Here is a 25984-nt window from a genome sequence, read left to right on the forward strand (position 1 = left end):
GACCAGTGCTTGCGCCCTGAGCGCACGCGGGCTACCTCAGCCCCATGATGAGGATTGTGCGCGACGCCGAGTATGTGCGCCCCGAGGATCGGGGGGCCTGTGCTGCCATCGGCAATTTCGACGGGGTTCACCTGGGCCACCAGAGCATCCTGACCCGCACCCGCGAGATCGCGCAAACGCTGGATGCGCCCGTGGGCGTGATGACCTTCGAGCCGCATCCGCGTGAGTATTTCGCCCCGGAGGCCCCCCCCTTCCGATTGATGTCCGAGACCGCCAAGGCGCATCGGCTGGAAAAGCTGGATGTCGACATCCTGTACCAGTTGCCCTTCGATGCCTCCCTTGCCGGGCTGACGCCGCGGGACTTCGCGCAGTGCATTCTCGTGGACGCGCTCGGGCTGCGGCACGTTATCGTGGGCGCGGATTTCTGTTTCGGCAAGGGGCGCAAGGGCACGGCCGAGAACCTGCGCAGCTTCGGGGCCGAAATGGGGTTTGGTGTGACCATCGCCGATCTCTTGCAGGACAACAGCCTCGTGGTCTCGTCCACCTCGATCCGCACGGCGCTGGCCGAGGGCCGGCCCGAGGATGCCGCCCGGATGCTGGGCCACTGGCACCGGATCGACGGACCGGTGGAGCATGGGGAGAAGCGCGGACGCACCCTCGGCTATCCCACCGCCAACATGTCCATCGCAGGACTGCACCCGCCGAAATTCGGGGTCTACGCGGTGCTGGTCGATGTGCTCGACGGCCCCCATGCGGGCCATTACCACGGGGCAGCCTCCATGGGGGTGCGTCCGATGTTCGGCGGCGCGGTTCCGAACATCGAAACCTTCCTGTTCGACTTCAAGGGCGACCTGTACGGTGCGCAATTGTCGGTCGCGCTGGTCTCCTTCCTGCGGCCAGAGGCCAATTTCGACGGGCTCGACGCGCTGATCGCGCAGATGGACGCGGACTGCGCCAAGGCGCGCGACATCCTCGCCCGGATCGAGGCCGCCGCGTGAGACGCCGCAAGGCCAGGCGCCCGGCCAAGGAGACCCTGCGGCCGAGGTTCTGGGAAACCGTGCCTTTGGCCGATATGACAACGGCGGAGTGGGAGGCGCTGTGCGACGGCTGCGGCCGGTGCTGCCTGCTGAAGCTGGAGGACGCGGACACCGCCGAGGTCGCCTTTACCCGGGTCAGCTGCCGGTTGCTGGACACCGACACCTGCCGCTGCGGGCAGTACGAGCTGCGCAAGCAATTCGTGCCGGATTGCGTGGTGCTGACGCCGGAAAACCTCGACCAGATCGCCTACTGGATGCCGGAGACCTGCGCCTATCGGTTGCTCTACGAGGGGCAGCGGTTGAAGACATGGCATCCGTTGATCTCGGGGCGGGCCGAAAGCGTGCGGGAGGCGGGGATCTCCGTCGCGGGCTGGGCCGTGCCCGAGTTCGAGGTCGCCGAAGACGAGCTTGAGGATTACCTGATCGACCCGGACGACGCCGGGGCCTGAGCGCCGGGCGGCAGACGCTCGATCGCGGCCGCGACAGCCCCCGGATGGGTCAGGGGCAGCATGTGCCCCGCCCCTTCGATCACCTGCGCCATCCCATCGGGCAGATGGGCCACCAGCGCCTGCTGGATCGCCGGGATGATGGGCGGCGAGCGGTCCCCGGCCAGCACGAGACAGGGGCAGGCCACCTCCGCCAGGCGCGGGAGGATAGCGTGGATATCCTGCACCAACGCGGGCTCGGTGCGCGGGATCAGCGGGATCTGGGCGATCATGCGGGCGCGCTGCATCAGTGACAGGTTTTGCCAGGCATCAGGTCCGCTCCAGCGGTCGTAGAAAAGCCGTGCGGCGCGCGGCCAGTCCCCGCGCGCGAAGGCGGCGCTTTCCGCCTCGGTGTCGGCGGCGAAGGCGGCGAAGACCGCGGGCGCATGCACGCGGGCGGCGGCGAAGAAGACCGGTTCGATCAGAACCAGCGTGCGCAGCCTGTCGGGCCGTGCCAGCGCAAGGCGCAGGGCGATGACCGCGCCGAGGCTGTGCCCGATCACGTCCACCGGGCCGGGCCGCTGGTCGAGCAGCGCCGCGGCCATCGCCAGTGCCTGATCGGTGGGCTCCTGCGCATCGTCCCAAGGGCCCGACTGGCCATGGCCGGGCAGATCGGGCGCGATATGGTGCCTGTGCGGCAGGGCGGCGCGCAGGGGCCGCCAGGCCGCCCCCTGGGCCAGCGCGCAATGGAGAAACAGGGTGTTCTGCCCGGCCCCGCCCTCGTCCCAATGGGTCCAGGTGCCGGCCAGCCGGGTGGCGGGCATCAGAGGCGCCCGTCGAGATGCGCCTCCAGATCATCGAGCCGGTCCTGGCCCCAGAAGCGTTGATCGTCCTCGGTGATGAAGAAGGGTGCGCCGAACACGCCGCGGGCGACCGCGTCTTCGAGGTTCCGGGCATAGGCCTCCGCCCCGCTGAGCAGCCCGCTGTCCGCAAGGCTCGGGTCGAACCCGGCCTGCGACAGGCAGTCTCTGATCACATCGTCCTGGGCGATATCCTTCTCCCCGGCCCAGCAGGCGGCGGTCAGGGCGTTGACAAGCTTGCCCACATCGCCGCCGCCCGCCGCCTGCGCCGCGATGATCGCGTAAGAGCTGGGCGCGGGGTTGGTCGGCCAATGGGCGGGCTTGAGGTTCAGCGGCAGGCCGGTTTTCTTCGATTGGCGCGCCAGTTCCTGGAGGCGGTATTCCTGCCGCGAGGGGTGGCGGTCCCTGGGCGGCACGCCGCCCGTGCGCCCGAAGAGCGCCATGATGTCGAGGGGCTTGTAGACGACCGTCAGGCCGTGCTTTGCCGCGATCTTTTCGACCCGTTCTCCGGTCAGGTAGGTGAACGGCGAGATTGTCGCGAAATAGTAGTCGAGCTGTGCCATGTCGTTCCCTTTTGCCCCCGGTGTGGGACAGCCGCCCCGCCCGCCTAGGCAAGACCGTATGGCAGTGGTAAGCGGTGTCAACTCCGCCGCAAGGTGAGTCCCCGGCAAAGTGGCCCGCAAAGGACAAAGACCAGATGCCTGCACAAATCTCTCCGAAAATCATCTCGGGCAATGCAAACCAGGAACTCGCACATGCCATTTCGCGCCGCATGTCGGCCTATCGCGGCATGACCGTGGGGCTGGTGGATGCGCGGGTCGAGCGGTTCAACGACGGCGAGATCTTCGTCGAAGTGTTCGAGAACGTGCGCGGCGAGGACATGTTCATCATCCAGTCGACCTCGAACCCGGCCAATGACAACCTGATGGAGCTGCTGATCATGTGCGACGCGCTGCGGCGGTCCTCGGCGGCGCGGATCACGGCGATCATCCCCTATTTCGGCTATGCACGGCAGGACCGGCGCACCAAGGCGCGCACCCCGATCACCGCCAAGCTGGTGGCGAACATGATGGTCGAGGCGGGGATCGAGCGGGTGCTGACCATGGACCTGCACGCGGCCCAGATCCAGGGTTTCTTCGACATCCCCGTGGACAACCTATATGCGGCGCCGATCTTCGCGCTGGACGTGATGCACAATTTCGCAGGCCGGCTGGACAACGTCACGGTGGTCTCGCCGGACGTGGGCGGCGTGGCCCGCGCGCGGGAGCTGGCCCAGCGGATCGGGTGTGGCCTCGCGATCGTGGACAAGCGCCGGTCGCAGCCGGGCGTGGTCGAGGAGATGACCGTGATCGGCGAGGTGGAGGGCCAGACCTGCATCATCGTGGATGACATCTGCGACACGGCCGGAACCCTGTGCAAGGCGGCGGACCTGCTGATCTCCGAGGGGGCGTCGGAGGTGCATTCCTACATCACCCACGGCGTGCTCTCGGGCCCCGCGGTGGAGCGGATCACGAAGTCGAACATGAAGAGCCTGGTGATCACCGACTCCATCGGCGCCACGGACGCGGTGAAGGCCGCACCCAACATCCGCATCGTGCCCACGGCGCCGGTCTTTGCCCAGGCGATCCTGAACATCTGGAACGGGACGAGTGTGTCATCCCTGTTCGACACGGACACGCTTCATCCGATCTATGAGGGCATGTACGCCAACGCCAGCTGACCCGGCGGGTCAGTCCACCATCCAGTCATCCTCGTAAGCCAGCTCGCCGATGGCAAGCCATGTGGCGTGCAGGCGCGCGACGCGCGTGTCGCCCCAGGTCCGGAACACCAGGTCGAAACCGGTGGCGGTCACCTCCTGGGCTTGCAGATCGGCACGCTGGTTGGACGCATGATCCATGTCCCACAGGGCGAGGCCCACATGGACAACGGGCCGGGTGCGAAACGGCTCGTCAAACCGGATCGCACGGCGCACCTCGCGCTGTCCCTCGCCCGTCCACATCTCGCCCCCGTCCTCGAAATCGGAAAACAGCGAGACATAGCCCTGATCGACCCCGATCAAATGGTTCCGCAGCCGCTTCATACTGGTACGCTCCTCCACCCGTGACGCCCTTTTCGCAAGACCGACGGGGAAGAACAAGAAAAAGCCCCGCCGAAGCGGGGCCCTGTCATCTTGCTGTCTTGGGGGCTCAGACCATGTCGGCGAGCAGCTTGACCATGTCGTCGACCAGCTTCTCGGCCACGTCCTTATGCTCGCCTTGCGCTTCGCTCGCCTTGGCGCGCGCCGCTTCGAGATGCTCTTCGAGTGCGGCACGGGCATCGGCCCCGGCGGGATAGGCCCGCTCAGCCAGAACCGTGGTGCCCTCGGCGCTGATCTCGGCAAAGCCGCCGGTGACCGCGAAGCTCTCGCGCCCCGACGGCCCGACGGCCGTCAGGATGCCTGGGCGCAGGGTCGTGATGGTCGGCGCATGATCGGCCATCGCCGTCATGTCCCCATCGGCCGCAGGGATCTGGACCTCGGTCACCTCGAGCGAAGCAAGGCTCCGCTCGGGGCTGACGAGATCGAATTGCAGGGTGTTTGCCATGATACCCTCTTAGGCCGCGTCCGCGGCCATGCGCTCGGCCTTGGCGATCACTTCGTCGATGCCGCCCACCATGTAGAACGCCCCTTCGGGCAGGTGGTCGTATTCACCGGCGACAACCGCCTTGAACGAGCTGATGGTGTCCTCGATCGGCACCTGCACCCCGTCGGAGCCGGTAAAGACCTTGGCCACGTCGAACGGCTGGCTGAGGAAGCGCTGGATCTTCCGGGCGCGGGCCACGGTCAGCTTGTCCTCTTCGCTCAGCTCGTCCATGCCGAGGATCGCGATGATGTCCTGGAGCGACTTGTAGCGCTGCAGGATCCCCTGCACGTCGCGGGCCACCTGGTAATGCTCTTCGCCGACGATGCCCGGATCGAGGATCCGGCTGGAGCTGTCGAGCGGGTCGACGGCGGGGTAGATGCCCAGTTCGGAGATCGCGCGCGACAGAACGGTCGTGGCGTCCAGGTGGGCGAAGGTCGTGGCGGGCGCGGGGTCGGTCAGGTCGTCCGCGGGCACGTACACGGCCTGGATCGAGGTGATCGAGCCGCCCTTGGTCGAGGTGATCCGCTCCTGCATCTGGCCCATGTCGGTGGCCAGCGTCGGCTGGTAGCCCACGGCCGAGGGGATACGCCCCAGAAGCGCCGACACCTCGGAGCCTGCCTGGGTGAAGCGGAAGATGTTGTCCACGAAGAACAGAACGTCCGTGCCGGACTGGTCGCGGAACTGCTCGGCCAGGGTCAGGCCGGTCAGCGCCACGCGGGCACGGGCCCCCGGAGGCTCGTTCATCTGACCATAGACCAGGGCCACCTGGCTCTCGGACAGGTTGTCGGGCTTGATCACGTTGGATTCGATCATCTCGTGGTAGAGGTCGTTGCCCTCGCGGGTCCGCTCCCCCACGCCGGCGAACACGGAGTAGCCCGAGTGCACCTTGGCGATGTTGTTGATCAGCTCCATGATGAGAACCGTCTTGCCCACGCCGGCACCGCCGAAGAGGCCGATCTTGCCGCCCTTGGAATAGGGCGCCAGCAGGTCGATCACCTTGATGCCGGTCACGAGGATCTCGGACCCGGTGGACTGTTCGCTGAACTCCGGCGCGGGCTGGTGGATCGCGCGGCTTTCCGAAGCCTCGACCGGGCCCTTCTCGTCGATCGGCTCACCGATGACGTTCATGATGCGGCCCAGGGTCGCGTTGCCCACGGGGATGGTGATCGGGCCGCCGGTGTCGGTCACTTCCGCGCCGCGCACGAGACCCTCGGTCGCGTCCATCGCGATGGTCCGCACGGTGTTCTCGCCCAGGTGCTGGGCCACTTCCAGAACCAGTTTCTTGCCGTTGTTCTCGGTGTTCAGCGCGTTCAGGATCTCCGGCAGGGTATCCTCGAACTGCACGTCCACAACGGCGCCAATGACCTGGGTCACCTTGCCTTTTGCGTTTGCCATGGTGTGTCTCCGGTTCTCTAGAGCGCCTCGGCGCCCGAAATGATTTCGATAAGCTCGTTGGTGATGACGGCCTGGCGGGAACGATTGTACTCGATCGTCAGCCGCTCGATCATGTCGCCCGCGTTCCGGGTCGCGTTGTCCATTGCGGACATGCGCGCGCCCTGCTCGGACGCCCCGTTCTCCAGCAGCGCCGCGAAGATTTGTGTCGCCACGCCGCGCGGCAGCAGGTCGGCCAGGATGGCCTCTTCGGACGGCTCGTAGTCGTAGAGCGTGGCGTCCGCATCCGCGTCCCCTTCGAACGAGGCCGGGATGATCTGCTGGGCGGTCGGGATCTGGCTGATCACCGACTGGAAGCGGTTGAAGAAGATCGTCGCCACGTCGAACTCGCCCGCGTCGAAGCGGCCCAGCACATCGGCGGCGATGTCGGCAGCATTGTCATAGGACACGCGCTTGACCTCCGACAGGTCCACATGGCCAATGAAATGCTTGCTCAGGTCGCGCTTGAGCTGTTCGCGGCCCTTCTTGCCGACGGTCAGGATCTTGACCGTCTTGCCTTGGGCGACCAGCTTCTCGGCATGGGCGCGCGCCAGCTTGGCGATCGACGAGTTGAAGCCGCCACAGAGGCCCCGCTCCGCCGTCATCACCACCAGCAGGTGGGTCTGATCGCTGCCGGTGCCCACAAGCAGCCTGGGTCCCGAGTCACTGTCACCGACCGATGCCGCAAGCCCCGCGAGAACGGCGTTGAACCGTTCCGTATAGGGGCGCGAGGCCTCGGCCGCGTCCTGCGCCCGCCGCAGTTTCGCGGCGGCCACCATCTGCATGGCCTTCGTGATCTTGCGAGTGCTTTTGACACTCTCGATCCGGTTCTTGAGGTCCTTGAGATTTGGCATGCTCAGGAACCCTTACGCGAAGGTCGCGGCGAATTCGTCGAGCGCTGCGCGGATCTTGTCTTCGGCCTCACCCTTGATCTTGGGATCTTCCTTGGTGATGTAGTCCAGCAGGCCCTTGTGCTTGCCGCGCAGGTGCGCCAGCAGGCCCTTCTCGTAACGGCCCACGTCCCCCACGGGGATCTTGTCGAGGTAGCCCTTGGTGCCGGCGAAGATCACGCAGACGATCTCGGCATTGGTCAGCGGCGAGTATTGCGGCTGCTTCATCAGCTCGGTCAGGCGCGCACCACGGTTCAGCAGCTGCTGTGTGGCGGCGTCGAGGTCGGAGCCGAACTGCGCGAAGGCCGCCATTTCGCGGTACTGCGCCAGTTCCAGCTTCACCGGGCCAGCGACGGATTTCATCGCGTTGGTCTGGGCCGAGGAGCCCACGCGCGACACCGACAGACCGGTGTTCACGGCGGGGCGGATGCCCTGGTAGAACAGCTCGGTTTCCAGGAAGATCTGGCCGTCGGTGATCGAGATCACGTTGGTCGGGATAAAGGCCGACACGTCGCCGCCTTGCGTTTCGATGATCGGCAGCGCGGTCAGCGACCCGTTGCCATGATCGTCGCCCAGCTTCGCCGACCGCTCCAGCAGGCGGGAGTGCAGGTAGAACACGTCGCCCGGATAGGCTTCGCGGCCCGGCGGGCGACGCAGCAGCAGCGACATCTGACGGTAAGACACGGCCTGCTTCGAGAGGTCATCATAGATGATCAGCGCATGGCGGCCATTGTCGCGGAAGAATTCCGCCATGGAGGTCGCGGCATAGGGTGCGAGGAACTGCATCGGCGCCGGGTCGGAGGCGGTGGCGGCCACGACGATGGAGTATTCGATGGCACCAGTTTCTTCGAGCTTCTTGACCAGCTGCGCCACGGTGGAGCGCTTCTGCCCCACGGCCACGTAGACGCAGTAGAGCTTCTTGCTCTCGTCGTCGCCGGCGGCGTCGTTATAGGCCTTCTGGTTCAGGATCGTGTCGAGCGCCACGGCGGTCTTGCCGGTCTGGCGGTCGCCGATGATCAGCTCGCGCTGGCCGCGCCCGATCGGGATCATGGCGTCGACAGATTTCAGGCCGGTCGCCATCGGCTCATGCACGGATTTGCGCGGGATGATGCCCGGCGCCTTCACGTCCGCGATGCTGCGCTCGGTGGTCTCGATCGGGCCCTTGCCGTCCAGCGGGTTGCCCAGGCCATCCACGACCCGGCCCAGCAGCGCGTCGCCCACGGGCACGTCCACGATGGACTTGGTGCGCTTGACGATGTCGCCTTCCTTGATGTCCCGGTCCGAGCCGAAGATCACGACACCCACATTGTCGATTTCGAGGTTCAGGGCCATCCCGCGGATGCCGCCCGGGAACTCGACCATTTCACCGGCCTGCACGTTGTCCAGCCCGTGGACCCGTGCAATCCCGTCGCCGACGCTGAGCACGCGGCCCACCTCGGCGACTTCGGCTTCCTGGCCAAAGTTCTTGATCTGCTCCTTGAGGATCGCAGAGATTTCGGCAGCTTGGATTCCCATTTACCCGACCTCTTTCATAGTATTCTGGAGTGCATTGAGCTTCGCGCGGATCGACGTGTCGATCATCTTCGAGCCCATCTTGACGACAAGACCGCCGATAAGGCTGTTATCGACGGTCGCATTCACTTTGACGGTTTTATCGGCGGACGCACTAAGCACCTTGGTCAGCTCGTCCAGGTTCGCCTTGCTCAGGGGCTGGGCCGAGATCACGTCCGCGGTCATCTCGCCCTTTTCCTCGGCGATGAGCGCGCGCAGGCTCGCCACCAGTTGCGGCAGCACGAACAGGCGGCGCTTGGACGCCATCAGCGCCAGCGCGTTGCTCAGCATGGGGGCCAGTTCGAGCTTCTTGGCGATCGCGCCGATGGCACCGGCCTGCTCGTCGCGGCTGTAGACCGGTGACGAGATCAGATCACGGAACTCTGCGCTCTCCTTGAGGGCCGCATCCAGCAGGTCGGCCCCTGCCTCCAGCGCACCGATGTTGTTTTCTTCCTTGGCCAGTTCAAAGATCGCCGTCGCATAACGATCAGCGATACCGGAGGAGATCGAAGCTGAGTCTGACACGTCCACCCTTCCGCTGTCTGTGCCGCTCCGGATGGAGGTATCGGAGCAAGCAGCTAGAGAACTTACGAGATCGCAAATTCGAGAAATTCTCGGCGGATTTAGCAGACGCGTATGGGTGCCGCAACAGGCATGGTGCTCCGGATCACCCCGCCGGAGCACGTTATTATACAGGCCCTGAGGAATACGGCCGCCGAGCGCGACACTTTGAAGCTTTGGTATTGCCGAAACCGGCGAGCATGCTATCGCCGCAAGGGTGAATCGGCTGCGCTGACCCGCGACGGGTCCCTCAGACCGGTTTCGCGCCCGGCGCGGGGATCCCCTCCAGCACCCGCAACGGCCGCCGCAGTCCCTTGGACCGGTCGGCTTTCAGCGGCTCGAACACCTGCTTGGACACCTCCACCAGGAACACCCCCCCGCCCAGCACCGCCGACAGGTTCTGCCCGGTTTTCTCGACCATCCGCGTGGATCGCAGCCAGAAGCGCTTCTCGCTCGGCGGGGTGAAGAGCGCGCTGGCGTGGCGTTCGTTGACAAATCCGTGCTTGGTCAGTTGCGCCTCAAGTTGCCCGAGACTGTAGGGGCGGCCATACCCGAACGGCGTGCCGTCCTTGCGCGCCCAGAGCCCCGCGCGGTTGGGCACGATGAACATCGCCCGCCCGCCCGGAGACAGCACCCGCCAGCATTCTTCCAGCAGATCCGTGGGGGTCTCGGACGTCTCCAGCCCATGCAGCAGAACCAGTTTGTCCACGCCGCCGGTCTCAAGCGGCCAGGAGCGTTCGTCGCACAGAACCGAGATATTCGGCATTCCCGCCGGCCAATGCATCACCCCCTGCGGCCCGGGCATCAGCCCGATCACGCGCCGCGCATCGGTCAGGTAGGGTCGCAACAGCGGCACGGCGAAGCCGAAGCCGACCACGGTCTGCCCCTCGGCATCGGGCCAGTGATACAGCAACGCATCGCGGATCGCACCCTGCGCCACGCGGCCGAGACGGGTGCGATAATAGAATTGCCGCAAATCCAGAACGTCGAGATGCACAGGCGCACTTTCAGTTGATCGCACAAGGGGTTCGGCCCGTCCGACGCCGCAGCGCCACTACACAATATGTACACTCTGGGCCGCGTTGCGAAAACCCACGCCCGCGCGTGCGCTGCGTGCGAAATGTCGCGCGCTGGAACGCGATGCAGGGTGGCGCGCTCAAATTCTGCACTATTTTTAGGCACATCGTGCGGACTGGTTTATCTCCATCTGCCGGCCGCGCAACCGGCCCGCCCCCGCACACCGCGCGCAAAACGAAGGATTTCCAACGCTAAGCGCTGCTTTTGGAGCCCTTGCAGCGTTTTTCCGACCCGCCGAATGACGGGAATTGGCCTTTGGTCAGATGCCCTTATCGCCCGCGCGGACCCGCTTTGCTGAAAAAAGCCTTGAAGCGCGCCGAAGAACACCGAAGTTTAACCTATAAGGGAAATGGTTGTGACGTCCTCCCTCGCGTCCCGGCCCCAGTGAAAGGAGCCCCCGGTGCCTTCGTTTTCGAATACGCTAGAACAGGCCATCCACACCGCGCTCGCCCAGGCCAATGCGCGTCGTCATGAACTGGCGACGCTTGAGCATCTGCTTTTGGCGCTGATCGACGAGCCGGACGCGGCCAAGGTCATGAAAGCCTGCAATGTCGACCTGGACGCCCTGCGCCAGACCCTCGAGGCTTTCATCGAGGAAGATCTCGCAACGCTCGCCACGGATGTTGAGGGGTCCGAAGCCGTGCCCACCGCTGCGTTCCAGCGGGTGATCCAGCGCGCCGCGATCCATGTGCAGTCCTCGGGCCGCCAGGAAGTGACCGGCGCCAATGTGCTGGTCGCGATCTTCGCGGAACGCGAGTCCAATGCCGCGTATTTCCTGCAGGAACAGGACATGACCCGGTATGACGCGGTGAATTTCATCGCCCATGGCGTGGCCAAGAACCCCAGTTTCGGCGAATCCCGGCCCGTGTCGGGCGCGTCGGACATGGAAGAAGAGGCCAGCGCCAGCACCGATCAGGGCGGGGACGAGAAGGAGTCCGCGCTTGCAAAGTACTGCGTGGACCTGAACGCCAAATCGCGCAAGGGTGACGTCGACCCGCTTATCGGGCGCGACAGCGAGGTGGAGCGCTGTATCCAGGTGTTGTGCCGTCGGCGCAAGAATAACCCGCTTCTGGTGGGCGATCCCGGCGTGGGCAAGACCGCCATCGCCGAGGGCCTGGCGCGCAAGATCGTGCAGGGCGAAACGCCCGAGGTGCTGCGCGGTGCCACCATCTACAGCCTGGACATGGGGGCGCTGCTGGCGGGCACCCGCTATCGCGGCGATTTCGAAGAGCGGTTGAAGGCCGTTGTTACCGAACTTGAAGACCACCCGGATGCGGTACTCTTCATCGACGAGATCCACACGGTGATCGGGGCCGGGGCAACATCCGGCGGGGCGATGGACGCCTCCAACCTGCTCAAGCCCGCGTTGCAGGGCGGCAAGCTGCGCTGCATGGGCTCGACCACCTACAAGGAGTTCCGTCAGCATTTCGAGAAGGATCGCGCGCTGAGCCGCCGGTTCCAGAAGATCGACGTGACCGAGCCCTCGGTCGAGGACACGGTGAAGATCCTCAAGGGCCTCAAGCCCTATTTCGAGGATCACCATGCGATCAAGTACACCTCCGACGCGATCAAGACCGCGGTGGAGCTGTCGGCGCGCTATATCAACGACCGGAAACTGCCGGACAAGGCCATCGACGTGATCGACGAGGCCGGGGCCGCGCAGCACCTGGTGGCCGAATCCAAGCGCCGCAAGACCATCGGCGCCAAGGAAATCGAGGCCGTGGTGGCCAAGATCGCCCGCATCCCGCCGAAAAACGTCTCCAAGGACGATGCGGAGGTGCTGAAGGATCTCGAGGTCTCGCTCAAGCGCGTGGTCTTCGGCCAGGACAATGCGATCGAGGCGCTCAGCTCCGCGATCAAGCTGGCCCGCGCGGGCCTGCGCGAGCCGGAAAAGCCCATCGGCAACTACCTCTTCGCGGGCCCCACGGGTGTCGGCAAGACCGAGGTGGCCAAGCAGCTCTCCAGTACGCTGGGGGTGGAGCTTTTGCGGTTCGACATGTCGGAATACATGGAGAAACACGCGGTCTCGCGCCTGATCGGTGCACCTCCGGGCTATGTCGGGTTCGACCAGGGCGGTCTTCTGACCGACGGGGTCGACCAGCACCCGCATTGCGTGCTCCTGCTCGACGAGATCGAGAAGGCGCACCCGGATGTCTACAACATCCTGCTGCAGGTGATGGATCACGGCACGCTCACCGACCATAACGGGCGGACCGTGGATTTCCGTAACGTGATCCTGATCATGACCTCCAACGCGGGGGCCGCGGAACAGGCCAAGGCCGCCATCGGCTTCGGGCGCGACCGGCGCGAGGGCGAGGATACCGCCGCGATCGAGCGGACCTTCACGCCCGAGTTCCGCAACCGCCTGGACGCAGTGATCAGCTTCGCGCCGCTCGGCAAGGAGATCATCATGCAGGTCGTCGAAAAGTTCGTGCTCCAGCTCGAAGCACAACTGCTGGACCGCAACGTCACCATCGAGCTGAGCGAGGAAGCGGCGACGCTGCTCGGCGACATGGGTTACGACGACAAGATGGGCGCCCGCCCCCTGGGCCGCGTGATCCAAGAGCAGATCAAGAAGCCGCTGGCGGAAGAGTTGCTCTTCGGCAAGCTGGCCAAGGGCGGCATCGTCAAGGTCGGCGTGAAGGACGGCAAGATCGATCTGCAGATCGCGCCGATCGGCGCACCCCGGATCTCCAGCAAGAAGCCCCCGCTTCTGACCGCGGACTGATCCCGGACCACAGCACCCTTAAACGCCCGGCCCCCGCGCCGGGCGTTTTCATTTCTCGGTGAACTTCAACTCGATTCGGCGGTTGAGCGCCCGGCCCTCCGGCGTATCCTCCAAGCTCACGGGCTGGTACTCGCCGAACCCGGTGGGCGCGAGCCGGTCAGGCGGGATGCCCTGGTCCTCAATCAGGAACCGCGCGACCGACAGCGCCCTGCCCTGGCTCAGTTCCCAGTTATCGGCGTATTTGCCACCGCCCGTCACCGGCACGTTGTCGGTGTGCCCGTCCACACGCAGCACCCAGTCGATGCCTTCGGGGATGCGGTCCGCCACGCTGCGCAGGATGCCCGCGACCTTCGCAACCTCCGCCTGCCCCTGGGGCGAAAGCGCCACTTCGCCCGTGTCGAACAGCACCGAGGACGAGAACACGAACCGGTCGCCTTCGATCCGGACGCCCTCCTGACCGCCGAGCAGATCACGCAACTCGCCAAAAAACTCCGAGCGATAGCGCGCGAGATCCTGCGCCTCGGCCTCCAGCCGCCGCCGCTCGGCCTCCTCCAGGTCGGCGCGGGCGCGTTGTTCGGCGGCGACCCGGGCCAGGGCGGTGTTCAGCTCCGTCCCCAGCGCCTCGATCTGTACCTGCGCTTCGGCATCGCGCGCACTCGCCTCGTCAAGAAGCCCCTGCAGACTGTTGAGCTGGGTACGCAGGGCGGCGACCTGCTCGTTGAGCACGGCGACCCGGCGCGCGTCCTGCGCCGACTGGGCCTCCACCCGGCGCAACTGCTCCTGCGCCAGGCCCAGCAACAGCCGGTCGCGCTCGGCTTCGGTCAGCCGCTGATCCAACGTGTCGGCCTGTGCCCGCGCCTCCGCCAACTCGCCCGACAGCGCCTCGCGTGCGAGTTCCGCTGCGGCCAGCTTGGTCAGCGTATCCTCCGCCTCCTGCCGCCGCGCCTCCAGCGCCAGTGTCATGGCGGTCAGCTCCGCATCCGCGTCTTGCAGCCGCGCGCGCAGGGCCTCGGCCGCCGCCGCCTCCGCCAGGCGAGCCGCTTCGGCCTCCGACAGCGCGCCTTCGCTTTCGGCCAGCCGGGCGCGCAGGGCCTCCGCCGCGGCCAGTTCTTCGAGACGCGCCGCCTCGACCGCGTCGAGCTCGGCTGCCTGGTCCACGACCTGCGCGCGCAACTCTTCGAGCCGGGCCAGGCCTTCGAGACGGGCGAGCTCCGCCTGGTCGAGCGCGGCCTCCCGGTCCGCGAGGGTCGCTTCCAGGTCCGCGAGGTCCGCGCGCAGGCTGGCGTCGGTCTCTTCAGCCGCCGCCAGCTGCGCCATCAGGGTGCTCAGCCGGGTCTCCTGTGCCGCCGCGTCGTTGCGCAGATCCGCCACCAGCGCCTCCAGCGCGTCGGAGCGGGCGGCAGCAAGGCGGGCAGCCTCCTGTTGCGCGTCCACTTCCGTGCGCAGCCGCGCGAGCGCGAGGTTCAGCGCCTCCGCCTCGCTTAGGGCCACATCGCGCGCGGCCTCCACCTGCGCCAGTTCCGCCGAAAGCGCATCGCGATCCGCGCCGGTCTCTGCCAGTTGCGCGCCGAGACTGCGATTGTCCGCCAGCAGGGCCGCCACCCGGTCCTCGAACCCCGAAATCCGCGCGTCGCGCTCGGCGATCTCCGCCTCGGCGGTGGCGACCTGCGCGGTGAGCGTGGCGATCATCGTTTCCTGCGCCCGGGCCTGGGCTTCGGCATCGTCGAGCGTGGCCGACAAGGCGCCCACGGTCTCGGTCAGGGTCTCGGTCCGCTCCCGCTCCAACCCCAGCGCATCGGCGAGGTCCGACAGTTGCAGGCTCAGGCTGTCGAGCTCGTCATCCTTGACCTCGATCTGCTCACTCAGCACCGATTGCATCACCATGAAGATCGTCAGCACGAAGAACAGCACCAGCAGCAGCGCCGTCATCGCATCGACGAAGCCGGGCCAGATATTGCCCGTCGCGCGCTGGTTGAAGCGTCGCACAAACGCCATCGGTCAGCGCTCTTCCGGGGGATCGCCCGGGCGGCGGGCCCGCTGGAACGCATCCTGCGGGTCGAAATCGTCGTGCAGGACGGTGCGCAGGGCCTCTGCCGCCACGGCCGCCGGGTCGCCCGCGCGCGCGGCCTGTTTCACCGTCATGTTCAGCGAGGCGAGATCGCCGCGCAACTCCGCCACGGTTTCCTGCCGTCCGGCGGACATCTCCTCGAAGATCCGCAGAAGCTGCACATCGATGCTGCGCAGGCGCATCCGGCTTTCGGCGTCGATGCCGCCCTCGCCCGCGGTGATCTGCTGCTCCAGCAGGTTGGCGATCCGTTCCTGGCCCGCGGCCACCCGTTCCAGCGCCTCGGTGGTCTGGTCGTTGCGCCCCAGCTGCGAGGTCAGCGCCGTGACCGACTGCGCCACCCCGACGAGGCGCTGGTCGAGCCGCGTGGCCCGTTCATCCGATTGCACGAACAGGTCCTGCAGCGACTCGATCTGCGCCACCATGTGATCGAGCACCTGGGCCACGATATCCATGTCGAACCCGCCGCCCTCGACCTCCGACGACGCGAACCCGACCTTGGTGATGGTCGACAGCCATTCCTCCAGCTCCCGGTAGAACCGGTTTTGGCCATGGCCCACGAAGAGCTCCAAAAGCCCCACAACCAACGAGCCCGCAAGACCCAGCAGCGACGAGGCGAACGCCGTACCCATCCCGCCCAGCTGCGCCTCCAGCCCCGTCATCAGGCGGGAAAACACCGCCACCCCGCCCTCGCCTTCGGACGGATCGAGGGAGCGGATCGTGTCGACCACCGCGGGCACCGTGGTGGCAAGGCCGTAAAACGTGCCGAGAAGGCCCAGAAAGATCAGAAGGTTGACGATATAACGCGTGATGTCGCGCGCCTCGTCGATCCGGGTGGCCACGGAATCGAGGATGGAGCGCGACGAGTTCGCGCTGAGCTGCATCCGCGCCTTGCGCGCGCCCAGCAGGTTCGCCAGCGTCCCCACCAGCCGCGGCGCGGTGTCCCGGGTGGCCGTCGGCACGTTGTTGGCAAACCCCTCGATCCAGCGCGTCGCCGCCGAAAGCTGGTAAAGCTGCGCCAGGCAGGACATGAGCCCCACCACAAAGACCAGAACGATCACCCCGTTGAGATAGGGATTGGCAAGGAAGATCGGCGCGACCCGCGGATAGGCCACCCACCCCCCGATCCCCACCAGGACCAGGACGAGCAGCATCAGCAGAAGCTGCCGTGTGGGCCGACTGAAGGACGGTCGGGCCCGCATTGCCGGATTTTCCATTCTCTCTGCCTTCTTCACCTTATGGCGCTGCACGATAGGGGCTGCGGGCGATGTTGCAAAGTGCGCGTTTGCTGCACCGCCAAGAGCGGCTCAGACCGGGTCGGTCAACTCCCGCACACGCTCCGCCAGCCAGGCGAGATCCGGGTCATGCAGCCCGATCTCGCGCAGATGCGCCTCGGTATTCCACAGGTACTCGGTGTTCGGCCCGCGCCCACCCACGGCGCGCGCGATGATGCGGGCCTGCTCCTCCAGGGCCAGGTCGCCGCAATACTGCACGTGATCGCGGTCCACCACATACGTGACCGCCCGCACCGCGCGCCCGTCATGGAGGATCAGCTCGCTGGTGATCTCGAGATAGGCCGACGAGACCAGCTCCCGCTCTCGCAAATCCGCCATGGTCTGCGCCTCGGCCCCCGGCGCCACGCGGAAGGCGACGCCGTTGCAATGCCCCTGCCCCGCCGCGTCCAGCGCCAGGACCAGCCCCGGATCGGTCTCGGTCCCGCGGTGGTGGATAGAGCGCATGCAGAACGACCGGTGCCAGCCGTCCAGCCGGGCGATCTGCTGCTCGGCGACGGGAAATTCCGGGTTCCAGATCAGCGATCCGTATCCGAAGACCCACAGGGGCGTGTTCATGCGCTGGTCCTCCGTTGCGCGCGCGGTTAAACATCAGCCCGTGCGCCGAGGAAAGGGAAAACCTGCATGAAATGGCTGCTTGGGATCACCGTGACCGCGGCGCTGGCCTGGTGTGCCTACTGGTATCTGGGCGCCTCCGCGCTGGAACGCAACCTGACCGCCTGGTTTGAGGACCGGCGCGCCGAGGGCTGGCAGGTGGAGTATTCCGACCTGTCCGTGCGCGGCTTTCCCAACCGGTTCGACACCGAACTGACCGACCCGGCCTTCGCGGACCCCGAGACCGGGCTGGCGTGGCAGGCGCCGTTCTTCCAACTTCTGGCGCTCAGCTATCAGCCGAACAAGGTGATCGCGGTCTTTCCCAACACCCAGGAGATCCTGACACCGTTCGGGCGCACGCAGCTCGACAGCACCCAGATGCGCGGATCGCTGCATCTCGGGGCGGCGGCGGGCATGCCCCTGCGCAGCGCGGTCTTCGTGGCCGACGCGCCGGAGTTCACCGCCGGGGAGGCCCGGCTGCGGGCGCAGACCCTGCGTCTGGCCATGCGCGAGACCGAGGGCACCGATCTGACCTATGACATCGGGCTGGAGGCGCTGAGCCTCGCCCCGCCCGTGGCCCTCAAACGGCGCCTCGATCCGGGTGATCTGCTGCCCCCCGCGCTGGAGACCTTGCGCCTCGACGCGGTGATCCGCTTCGACCAGGAATGGGATCTGCGCGCGCTAGAAGACCGCCGCCCGCAACCCACCGCCATCACCCTCAACGAGGCGCGCGCGGCCTGGGGCCCGCTGGGCCTGCGGGCGGCGGGCGCGCTCGACATCGACGCGCAAGGCCGCGGCACGGGGGAGATCACGATCAAGGCCACCAACTGGGAAGAGATCCTGCGTCTCGCCGAACGCTCCGGGCTGGTGCCGCCCGCGGTCCTGCCCCTGCTGGAGACCGGGTTGCGGGCGCTGGCGGGCCTGTCGGGGCCCGAGACCTCGATCGACGTGCCGCTGACCTTCCGCGACGGGCAGATGCGGTTGGGCTTTCTCAACCTGGGCCAGGGGCCGCGTTTCCGGCTGCGCTAGCGGCAGTAGGGGCCGCCCCGGTGGCGGGCTACGTCGAAGTGGAAATGATCCCTGTGGAACCGGTCGCTTTCGGGGCCGAGCACGGTGCCGAAGGGCCCGCAGGCGCGCTTGTGCATCTGGCGCAACATCTTGCCGTAGCGGCGGTCGTTCCACCCCTTCTGCAAGGTCACCACGGTCCCGTCCTTCAGCACGATGGCCGAGATGTCGATCGCCTTGCCCTTGCCATGCTCCGAGATCTTCGCGCCGGGCTTATGGTTGCGGGTGCGGCAGCTGTAATGGGCCGCGACGCGCAGTTCCGCGACCCCGCCACCGGTGCGCCGCACGGATTTCTTGACGCCGTTATCCACCCATTTGCGCAGGGCCTCGGCGGTCTCGCAGGTCATGGTCGCCGCCGTGGACAGGCGCACGCCGGACACCTCGACCACCTGCACCGGATTGCGCACCCCGCATCCGGGCAGGGTGCCGGGGATCGACGATGCCGTGCGTCCCAGGATCTTGCGGCTGCCGCAGATGCGACCGATTTTCGACGGCCCGCCCGGGGGACGGGTGACTTCGCGCGACACCTGGCGCGGCACGAACGCCCCCCGCGGCGCGGGATGGGGAGAGAGACGAAGTCCCCCCGCCTGACCCAGCGCAGGCTCGGTGGCGGTTTCGGGGGCCGCGCGGGGCGCGGGGGCAAGCCGCGCGCCCACCTGGGCAAGGATCAGGGCTTCGGCCCGCGGCGTTGGATGGGGCGAACGGTCGAGCGCGGCCGCGGGAGAGGCGAGCGCAAGCACCAGCGCCCCCAGCATCCCGATCCGCGCCGCCCTCATTCGGTGCGCGCCTTGGCCTTCGACGCCACCGCACGCCCGAAATCCGGCGCGTCCGTGTCCTGGCCCGCGTCGATGATGCCCCGCCGGATCGCGCGCGTCCGGGTGAAATAGTCGTGCAGGTGGTCGCCATCCTCGGTGCGGATCGCGCGCTGCAGCGCGAACAATTCCTCGGTGAACCGCCCGAGGATTTCCAGCGTCGCGGCTTTGTTGCTCAGGAACACGTCGCGCCACATGGTCGGGTCCGAGGCCGCGATCCGGGTGAAGTCCCGAAACCCCGCCGCCGAATACTTGATGACCTCGCTGTCGGTCACCCGACGCAGGTCGTCGGCCACACCGACCATCGTATAGGCGATGAGATGTGGCGCGTGGCTCGTGACCGCGAGGACGAGGTCGTGATGCTCGGCGTCCATCACGTCGACATTGCTGCCCAGCCCCTCCCAGTACCGGGTGAGGCGCGCGACCTCGCCGGGGTCGGACCCTTCGACCGGCACCAGGAGGCACCAGCGGTTGTCGAAAAGCTCCGCAAAGCCCGACCGGGGGCCGGAATGCTCCGTGCCTGCGAGCGGGTGTCCGGGGATGAAATGCACGCCCTCGGGGATGTGGGGGGCGACCGCCTCGATCACCGCGGCCTTGACCGAGCCCACATCGGTGACCACCGCGCCCGGTTTCAGCCCCGGCGCGATCTCGGCGGCGACCGCGCCCATGACGCCCACGGGCACGCAGAGCACCACGAGATCGGCGTCGCGGGCGGCCTCCAGCGCGCTGTCGCAGACCTCGTCCACCAGGTTGATTTCCCGGGCGATTTTCCGGGTCTCCGCACTGCGGGCATAGCCGGTGATGGTCTCGGCGAGGCCTGCCCGGCGCATGGCGTGGGCCATGGACCCCGCGATGAGACCCAGGCCGATCAGGGCGACCTTCGGGTAGATCACGGCGCTCATGCCGCCTGCGCCTTGAAGGCGGCGACGGCGTCCACGAGTGCGCGGCAGCCTTCCGCGTCGCCCACGGTCATGCGCAGGGCGGCGGGCAGCTTGTAGCCCGAAACGCGCCGGACGATGATCCCGCGCGCCTTGAGAAAGTCGTCGCAGGCGCCTGCCTCCTCCGGGCTGGCGAAACGGGCCAGCACGAAATTGGCCGAGGAGGTATCCGAGGGGATGCCGAGAGCGGCCAGTTCGCTGGCCAGCCAGCCGCGCCATTTGGCGTTCTCGGCGCGGCAGGTCTCGGTATAGGCGCGGTCCCGCACGGCCGCCTCCGCCGCCGCCAGCGCCCCGGTCGACAGGTTGAACGGACCCCGCACGCGGTTGAGCACATCAATGACGTGGCGCGGCCCGTAGCCCCAGCCGACGCGCAGGGCACCCAGCCCGTAAATCTTTGAAAACGTTCGGGTCATCACCACATTCTCGCGGCTCTCGACCAGCGCCTTTCCGGCGTCGTAATCCGGCACATATTCCGCGTAAGCCCCGTCCAGAACCAGCAAGCACCCCTCCGGCAACCCGTCCGCGAGACGGGCCAAGGCGTTGCCGCCGATCATGGTGCCGGTGGGGTTGTTGGGGTTGGCGATGAACACCAGCCGGGTGCGGTCGGTCACCCCGGCGAGGATCGCGTCCACATCCGTCACGCGCTCCCGTTCCGGCACTTCGACGGGGGTGCCGCCGGCGGCCAGGGTGCTGATGCGGTACATGGCAAAGCCGTGTTCGGTATGGATCACCTCGTCGCCGGGCCCGACATAGGCCTGGCACAGGAACGCGATGATCTCGTCCGACCCGGCGCCGCAGATTATCCGTTCGGGATCAAGGCCATAGACCTCGGCGATCGCGCCGCGCAGGCCCGCGTGATCGGTGGAGGGATAGCGGTGCAACTCCCCCGCAGCCGCCTTGTAGGCGGCGATCGCGGCGGGGCTGGGGCCCAGCGGATTCTCGTTCGAGCTGAGCTTGATGACGGTGTCGAGACCGTCCACTTTCGACGCCCCACCCTCGTAGAGCGCGATGTCCATGATGCCGGGCTGGGGGGTGATCTGGGTCATGTCGGCCTCGCGTCGGACAAGTGTCGGGCATATGTCGGGCAAGTGTCGGGCAAATTGTCTGACAATCCGCTCCCTCCTACCGCGCCAGGGTGTTCTGCAGCGCCCAGGGCTCGTCGAGCGCGAGGTCCTCGGGGAACGGGCTGTCGCGGTCGGTGAGCGGCGTCCAGTCGGTGTAATGCCCCTCGACCGGGCCGAGATAGGGCAACTGCACCTCCAGGCAGCGGGCATGGTCCATCTCGTCGGTCTCGACGATGCCCGCGCGCGGGTTCTCCAGCGCCCAGACCATGCCCGCGAGCACGGCGGAGGTCACCTGCAACCCGGTGGCGTTCTGGTCCGGCGCGAGCGACCTGGTTTCCTCGTTGGACAGGCGCGAGCCGTACCACAGCGCGTTCTTCGCGTGCCCGTAGAGCAGCACGCCCAACTCGTCGATCCCGTCGGTGATCTCGTCCACATCCATGATGTGATGCTCTGTCTGGATCTCGCCCGAGCCGAACATCTCGTGCAGCGACAGCACCGCGTCGTCGCAGGGATGGTAGGCATAATGGCAGGTCGGCCGGAACTCGGGGTGATCCCCCGCGCCCACGGTGTAGTAATCGGCAATCGAGATCGCCTCGTTATGGGTCACGAGAAAGCCGAATTGCGGCCCGCGCGTCGGGCACCAGCTGCGCACCCGGGTGTCGGCGCCGGGCTGTTCGAGCCAGATCGCCGCCTTGCAGCCGGTCTCGTGGCGATGGGCGTTCTCGGGCATCCAGGGCTCGAACGTGCCCCAGCCCATTTCCGACGGCTGGTAGCCTTCGGCGATGAACCCCTCGACCGACCAGGTGTTCACGAAGACCATGTGCGGCTTGGGCTCGGCGCGGACCTGGGTGTCGCGCTCAGCGATATGGACGCCCTTGACGCCCAGATCGCGCATCAGCGCGGCCCAGCCCTCGCGGGTGCTCGGGGCCTGGGTCCCGTGGCCCAGATCCTCGGCCAGCTTCATCAGCCCGGCCTTGACGAACCAGGACACCATGCCCGGGTTGGCCCCGCAGCAGGACACGGCGGTGGTCCCGCCGGGGTTCGCGGCCTTCTCGTCCCGCACCGCCTGGCGCAGGGCGTAGTTGGTGCGCGCGGCGTTGTCGGCGGTCTCGAAATACCAGCCGGCCCAGGGTTCCGCCACGGTGTCGATATAGAGCACACCGAGCGCGCGGCAGTGCTTCATCAGGTCGAGCGAGGAGGTATCCACCGACAGGTTCACGCAGAACCCCTTGCCGTCGGGGAAGAGCGCGCTCAGCTCGTCGCGGTAATTCTCGGGCGTCAGGGCCAGCTGCTTGCAGGGAATGCCCCGGGACCTGAGCAATTCCACCCGCTCCGGCTTGGGCTCCACCACCAGGAGCTGGTCCCGGTCGAAGTCGAAATGCCGCTCGATCAGCGGCAGCGTCCCCCGCCCGATGGAGCCGTAACCGATCATCACCAGCGGGCCGTCGATGCGGCCGTAAATCGGATAATCGGTCATGGGGGCTCTCCTGCTTCGGTCTGTTGGCGGACGCGAAAAGGGCCGCGCGGGGGTCGCGCGGCCCTTGAGGCAAGTATGCGCGAACGGTTCAGTTCTGTGCGTAGTATTCGATCACGAGGTTCGGTTCCATCATCACCGGATAGGGCACATCCGCAAGGCCCGGTGTGCGGACGAAGGTCGCTTTCATCTTGTTGTGGTCGGCATCGACATAGTCGGGCACGTCGCGCTCGGGCAGCTGGGTCGCCTCGAGCAGGGCGGCCATCTGGCGGGACTTCTCGCGCACCTCGATGACGTCGCCTTCCTTGACCCGGTAGGAGGGGATGTTCACCCGCTCGCCGTTCACGAGGACGTGGCCGTGGTTCACGAACTGGCGCGCGGCGAACACGGTGGGCACGAACTTGGCGCGATAGACCACGGCGTCGAGGCGACGCTCCAGCAGACCGATGAGGTTCTCGCCGGTGTCGCCCTTGACCCGCTCGGCCTCGGCATAGATGCGGCGGAACTGCTTTTCGGTCAGGTCGCCGTAATAGCCCTTGAGCTTCTGCTTGGCGCGCAGCTGCAGGCCGAAGTCGGACATCTTCTGCTTGCGGCGCTGGCCGTGCTGGCCGGGGCCGTATTCGCGGCGGTTCACCGGGGATTTCGGACGGCCCCAGATGTTTTCGCCCATGCGGCGGTCGATCTTGTACTTGGCAGACGTGCGTTTGGTCACGGCTGGTCTCCTTCAGTTGTATTTGCATCTTCATCTTGGTCCGAACACCGGTTCCCAGTTTTCGGGATGAAGATCGCGTCGCGCGCTCCACCCGGGGGTCGGTTTCGTTCCGCAAAAAAGCTGCGGTTGAAGGGCGTTGTCCTCTGGAATGATCCGGTTGCCCGGGTCCCGACAGGCATCCCCTCGCGGGGGCCACCAACACCAATGAATGCGCGCTTATACGCAGGGCCGTGGGGGAGTCAACGGCAACCGGGAGCTGCGGCGAAAAATGTCGCCCCCGGGGCGGGCCGGGCGCAAGGCGATTGCAATCGCCTTGTCAAGCGCCTTGCAAGGCGCTTGGTCGCCGCGGATCGGTCAGCCGCATTTGGAGAAGCCGCAATCGGCGCAGGTGTTGCATCCCTCGATCATGCGCAGGGCATGGCTGCCGCAGTTCGCGCAGGCCGGGCCGCGCGGCGCCTCGCCGACGGCCATCACCTCGGCCTGGGGGTCGGTCTTCAGGCCCATCCCCTCGCCTTCGAGAAACCCCGTGGCGATCATGTGCCGCTCGATCACCCCGCCGATGGCCGCGAGGATGGAGGGGACATACTTGCCTTCCATCCAGGCGCCGCCGCGTGGGTCGAACACGGCCTTGAGCTCTTCGACCACGAAGGACACGTCGCCCCCGCGCCGGAACACCGCCGAGATCATCCGCGTGAGCGCCACGGTCCAGGCGAAATGCTCCATGTTCTTGGAGTTGATGAACACCTCGAACGGGCGGCGATGGCCGTTGATGATCACGTCGTTGATGGTGATGTAGATCGCGTGGTCCGTCAGCGGCCATTTGAGCTTGTAGGTCTGCCCCTCCAGCGCCTTGGGCCGGTCGAGCGGCTCGGAGATATAGACCACGTCGCCGTCGAGGCGCGCCTCGGAGACCGGCTTGACCTCGCCCTTTTCCGCCTCGCTGTCCTTGGTGGCGCTGTCCGACACGCTCAGCACCGAGCCCGTCACGGCGTTCGGGCGGTAGGTCGTGCAGCCCTTGCAGCCCTGGTCCCAGGCGGCCATGTAGACGTCCTTGAACTCGGCGAAGCTGATATCCTCGGGGCAGTTGATCGTCTTGGAAATGCTCGAATCGACCCATTTCTGCGCCGCCGCCTGCATCCGGACGTGGTCGAGCGGGGCCAGGGTCTGGGCGTTGACGAAGTGGTCTGGCAGGTCCGCATCGCCGAACTTCTCGCGCCAGAGCTGGACGGCGTAATCCACCACCTCTTCCTCGGTGCGCGAGCCGTCTTTTTGCAGCACCTTGCGGGTGTAGCTGTAGGCAAAGACCGGCTCGATCCCCGAGGACACGTTGCCGGCATAGAGGCTGATCGTGCCGGTGGGCGCGATCGAGGTCAGCAGGGCGTTGCGGATCCCGTGCTCGGCAATCGCGGCGCGCACGTCGGCGTCCATGGTCTGCATCGTGCCTGACTGCAGATAGGCGTCGGCCTCGAAGAGCGGAAAGGCGCCCTTTTCGGTCGCCAGTTGCACCGACGCCAGGTACGCGGCGCGGGCGATCCGGTGCAACCAGCGCTCGGTCTGACGCGCCGCTGCCTCGGAGCCATAGCGCAGCCCCACCATCAGAAGCGCGTCGGCCAACCCCGTGACCCCCAGCCCGATCCGGCGCTTGGCGCGGGCCTCGGCGGCCTGCGCCTCCAGCGGGAAGCGGGAGGCATCGACCACGTTGTCCATCATTCGCACTGCGGTGGCGACCAACTCCTCCAGCGCCGCCTCGTCCAGTGCCGCGCCTTCCCCGAACGGATCCGAGATCAGCCGCGAAAGGTTGATTGACCCCAGAAGGCAGGCGCCATAGGGCGGCAGCGGCTGCTCGCCGCAGGGGTTCGTCGCCGCGATGGTCTCGCAATAGCTCAGGTTGTTGGCCGCATTGATCCGGTCGATGAAGATCACCCCGGGCTCGGCATACTCGAAGGTCGCCTTCATGATCTTGTTCCACAGGTCGCGGGCCTCGACCGTGTGATAGACCTTGCCGTCGAACACCAGGTCCCAGGAGCCGTCGGCCTTCACCGCCTCCATGAACGCGTCGGTGACCAGCACGCTGACATTGAACATCCGCAGCCGCGCCGGGTCGGATTTGGCGGCGATGAACGCCTCGATATCCGGGTGGTCGCAGCGCATGGTGGCCATCATCGCCCCGCGCCGCGAGCCCGCGGACATGATCGTCCGGCACATGGCGTCCCACACATCCATGAAGGACAGCGGCCCCGAGGCATCCGCCGCCACGCCCTTGACCGCCGCGCCCTTGGGCCGGATCGTCGAGAAATCGTAGCCGATGCCGCCGCCCTGCTGCATGGTCAGGGCGGCCTCTTTCAGCCCCTCGAAGATCCCGCCCATGTCGTCCGGCACCGTGCCCATGACGAAACAGTTGAACAGGGTCACCGACCGCTCGGTCCCCGCGCCGGCGGTGATCCGGCCCGCGGGCAGGAACTTGAAATCCTCCAGGGCGGCGTAGAACTTCGGCTCCCATGCTGCCGGGTCCGACTCGACAGAGGCAAGCGCCCGGGCGATCCGGCGCCAGCTGTCCTCGACCGTCACGTCGATGGGCGTCCCATCCGCCTCCTTGAAGCGGTATTTCATGTCCCAGATCGACTCCGAGATCGGCGCGGAAAAGCGTGTCATGGCAGCGATTCTTTCTGATGAACGGCCTTCTACAATAGCCCAGAGACCACAAAATACACAACAGGTTGCAGATGCCGCCGATCAAACTACGATATGCAGGGTGGACGGAGACGCCCCCTGTGGACGACTCTGGGG

23 protein-coding genes are annotated in these 25984 nt (G+C 66.8%); 5 read left to right on the forward strand and 18 right to left on the reverse strand.

The window, feature by feature from the left end:
* Nucleotides 1-47: 47 nt before the first annotated feature.
* Both DSHI_RS14850 and DSHI_RS14855 read left to right on the forward strand, forming a co-directional pair.
* Nucleotides 48-998: a bifunctional riboflavin kinase/FAD synthetase gene (locus DSHI_RS14850; RefSeq protein ID WP_044028948.1), complete on the forward strand. Its 951-nt coding sequence runs from the start codon at nucleotides 48-50 to the stop codon at nucleotides 996-998.
* Between the two features lie 74 nt (nucleotides 999-1072).
* Nucleotides 1073-1486 (forward strand): YcgN family cysteine cluster protein, encoded by a 414-nt coding sequence (locus tag DSHI_RS14855; protein WP_157865426.1) that lies wholly within the window; start codon nucleotides 1073-1075, stop codon nucleotides 1484-1486.
* Here DSHI_RS14855 and DSHI_RS14860 read toward each other — a convergent pair.
* Both DSHI_RS14860 and DSHI_RS14865 read right to left on the reverse strand, forming a co-directional pair.
* Nucleotides 1453-2286, reverse strand: coding sequence for an alpha/beta fold hydrolase (locus DSHI_RS14860; protein WP_012179590.1), 834 nt, complete (start codon nucleotides 2284-2286; stop codon nucleotides 1453-1455). The genes DSHI_RS14855 and DSHI_RS14860 overlap by 34 nt on opposite strands.
* Nucleotides 2286-2885, reverse strand: coding sequence for a 2-hydroxychromene-2-carboxylate isomerase (locus tag DSHI_RS14865; RefSeq protein ID WP_012179591.1), 600 nt, complete (start codon nucleotides 2883-2885; stop codon nucleotides 2286-2288). Before DSHI_RS14865 ends, DSHI_RS14860 begins: the two co-directional genes overlap by 1 nt.
* Before the next feature lie 134 nt (nucleotides 2886-3019).
* On the opposite strand from DSHI_RS14865, the gene DSHI_RS14870 reads away from it, so the two are divergent.
* Nucleotides 3020-4042, forward strand: a complete 1023-nt coding sequence (locus tag DSHI_RS14870) for a ribose-phosphate pyrophosphokinase (RefSeq protein ID WP_012179592.1) — start codon at nucleotides 3020-3022, stop codon at nucleotides 4040-4042.
* 9 nt (nucleotides 4043-4051) lie between these two features.
* Here the strand turns inward: DSHI_RS14870 and DSHI_RS14875 are convergent, their stop codons facing one another.
* The 7 genes from DSHI_RS14875 to DSHI_RS14905 form a co-directional block, all read right to left on the reverse strand.
* A complete protein-coding gene (locus DSHI_RS14875) occupies nucleotides 4052-4402 on the reverse strand; it encodes an H-type lectin domain-containing protein (RefSeq protein ID WP_012179593.1) in 351 nt (116 codons plus the stop codon).
* Between the two features lie 106 nt (nucleotides 4403-4508).
* Nucleotides 4509-4904 (reverse strand): F0F1 ATP synthase subunit epsilon, encoded by a 396-nt coding sequence (locus tag DSHI_RS14880; protein WP_012179594.1) that lies wholly within the window; start codon nucleotides 4902-4904, stop codon nucleotides 4509-4511.
* Between the two features lie 9 nt (nucleotides 4905-4913).
* Entirely contained in the window at nucleotides 4914-6338 is a 1425-nt protein-coding gene (gene atpD, locus DSHI_RS14885) for a F0F1 ATP synthase subunit beta (RefSeq protein ID WP_012179595.1), read from the reverse strand.
* 17 nt (nucleotides 6339-6355) lie between these two features.
* Nucleotides 6356-7228 carry a F0F1 ATP synthase subunit gamma gene (locus DSHI_RS14890; RefSeq protein WP_012179596.1) on the reverse strand — a complete coding sequence of 291 codons (873 nt, stop codon included), beginning with the start codon at nucleotides 7226-7228 and terminating at the stop codon, nucleotides 6356-6358.
* Nucleotides 7229-7240: 12 nt separating this feature from the next.
* Nucleotides 7241-8779, reverse strand: coding sequence for a F0F1 ATP synthase subunit alpha (gene atpA / locus DSHI_RS14895; RefSeq protein WP_012179597.1), 1539 nt, complete (start codon nucleotides 8777-8779; stop codon nucleotides 7241-7243).
* Complete coding sequence (locus DSHI_RS14900; protein WP_012179598.1) at nucleotides 8780-9340, reverse strand: F0F1 ATP synthase subunit delta; 561 nt, start codon at nucleotides 9338-9340, stop codon at nucleotides 8780-8782.
* A gap of 286 nt (nucleotides 9341-9626) precedes the next feature.
* Nucleotides 9627-10373 carry a class I SAM-dependent methyltransferase gene (locus DSHI_RS14905; protein ID WP_044028037.1) on the reverse strand — a complete coding sequence of 249 codons (747 nt, stop codon included), beginning with the start codon at nucleotides 10371-10373 and terminating at the stop codon, nucleotides 9627-9629.
* 480 nt (nucleotides 10374-10853) lie between these two features.
* Here DSHI_RS14905 and clpA point away from each other — a divergent pair, with 480 nt between their 5' ends.
* On the forward strand, nucleotides 10854-13181 hold the full coding sequence (clpA, locus tag DSHI_RS14910) for an ATP-dependent Clp protease ATP-binding subunit ClpA (RefSeq protein ID WP_012179600.1): 2328 nt from the start codon (nucleotides 10854-10856) through the stop codon (nucleotides 13179-13181).
* A 48-nt stretch (nucleotides 13182-13229) separates the two neighbouring features.
* On the opposite strand, the gene DSHI_RS14915 is transcribed toward clpA, so the two are convergent.
* The 3 genes from DSHI_RS14915 to DSHI_RS14925 form a co-directional block, all read right to left on the reverse strand.
* Nucleotides 13230-15176 carry a peptidoglycan -binding protein gene (locus tag DSHI_RS14915; RefSeq protein ID WP_012179601.1) on the reverse strand — a complete coding sequence of 649 codons (1947 nt, stop codon included), beginning with the start codon at nucleotides 15174-15176 and terminating at the stop codon, nucleotides 13230-13232.
* A gap of 3 nt (nucleotides 15177-15179) precedes the next feature.
* Nucleotides 15180-16463 (reverse strand): hypothetical protein, encoded by a 1284-nt coding sequence (locus DSHI_RS14920; protein ID WP_012179602.1) that lies wholly within the window; start codon nucleotides 16461-16463, stop codon nucleotides 15180-15182.
* 90 nt (nucleotides 16464-16553) lie between these two features.
* Nucleotides 16554-17096, reverse strand: a complete 543-nt coding sequence (locus tag DSHI_RS14925) for a gamma-glutamylcyclotransferase (protein ID WP_012179603.1) — start codon at nucleotides 17094-17096, stop codon at nucleotides 16554-16556.
* 66 nt (nucleotides 17097-17162) lie between these two features.
* Between DSHI_RS14925 and DSHI_RS14930 the strand changes: the two genes are divergently transcribed.
* Nucleotides 17163-18161, forward strand: coding sequence for a DUF2125 domain-containing protein (locus DSHI_RS14930; RefSeq protein WP_012179604.1), 999 nt, complete (start codon nucleotides 17163-17165; stop codon nucleotides 18159-18161).
* Here the strand turns inward: DSHI_RS14930 and DSHI_RS14935 are convergent.
* The 6 genes from DSHI_RS14935 to DSHI_RS14960 form a co-directional block, all read right to left on the reverse strand.
* Nucleotides 18158-18973, reverse strand: coding sequence for an extensin-like domain-containing protein (locus DSHI_RS14935; RefSeq protein ID WP_012179605.1), 816 nt, complete (start codon nucleotides 18971-18973; stop codon nucleotides 18158-18160). The genes DSHI_RS14930 and DSHI_RS14935 overlap by 4 nt on opposite strands.
* On the reverse strand, nucleotides 18970-19911 hold the full coding sequence (locus tag DSHI_RS14940; protein ID WP_012179606.1) for a prephenate/arogenate dehydrogenase family protein: 942 nt from the start codon (nucleotides 19909-19911) through the stop codon (nucleotides 18970-18972). The genes DSHI_RS14935 and DSHI_RS14940 overlap by 4 nt, the downstream gene beginning before the upstream one ends.
* On the reverse strand, nucleotides 19908-20993 hold the full coding sequence (gene hisC, locus DSHI_RS14945) for a histidinol-phosphate transaminase (protein ID WP_012179607.1): 1086 nt from the start codon (nucleotides 20991-20993) through the stop codon (nucleotides 19908-19910). The genes DSHI_RS14940 and hisC overlap by 4 nt, the downstream gene beginning before the upstream one ends.
* A gap of 76 nt (nucleotides 20994-21069) precedes the next feature.
* Complete coding sequence (locus DSHI_RS14950) at nucleotides 21070-22488, reverse strand: homospermidine synthase (RefSeq protein ID WP_012179608.1); 1419 nt, start codon at nucleotides 22486-22488, stop codon at nucleotides 21070-21072.
* A gap of 88 nt (nucleotides 22489-22576) precedes the next feature.
* A complete protein-coding gene (rpsD, locus tag DSHI_RS14955) occupies nucleotides 22577-23197 on the reverse strand; it encodes a 30S ribosomal protein S4 (RefSeq protein WP_012179609.1) in 621 nt (206 codons plus the stop codon).
* Nucleotides 23198-23551: 354 nt separating this feature from the next.
* A complete protein-coding gene (locus DSHI_RS14960) occupies nucleotides 23552-25849 on the reverse strand; it encodes an adenosylcobalamin-dependent ribonucleoside-diphosphate reductase (protein WP_012179610.1) in 2298 nt (765 codons plus the stop codon).
* Between the last annotated feature and the right edge of the window lie 135 nt (nucleotides 25850-25984).

It is taken from the genome of Dinoroseobacter shibae DFL 12 = DSM 16493 (assembly GCF_000018145.1).
Taxonomy (GTDB): Bacteria; Pseudomonadota; Alphaproteobacteria; order Rhodobacterales; family Rhodobacteraceae; genus Dinoroseobacter; species Dinoroseobacter shibae.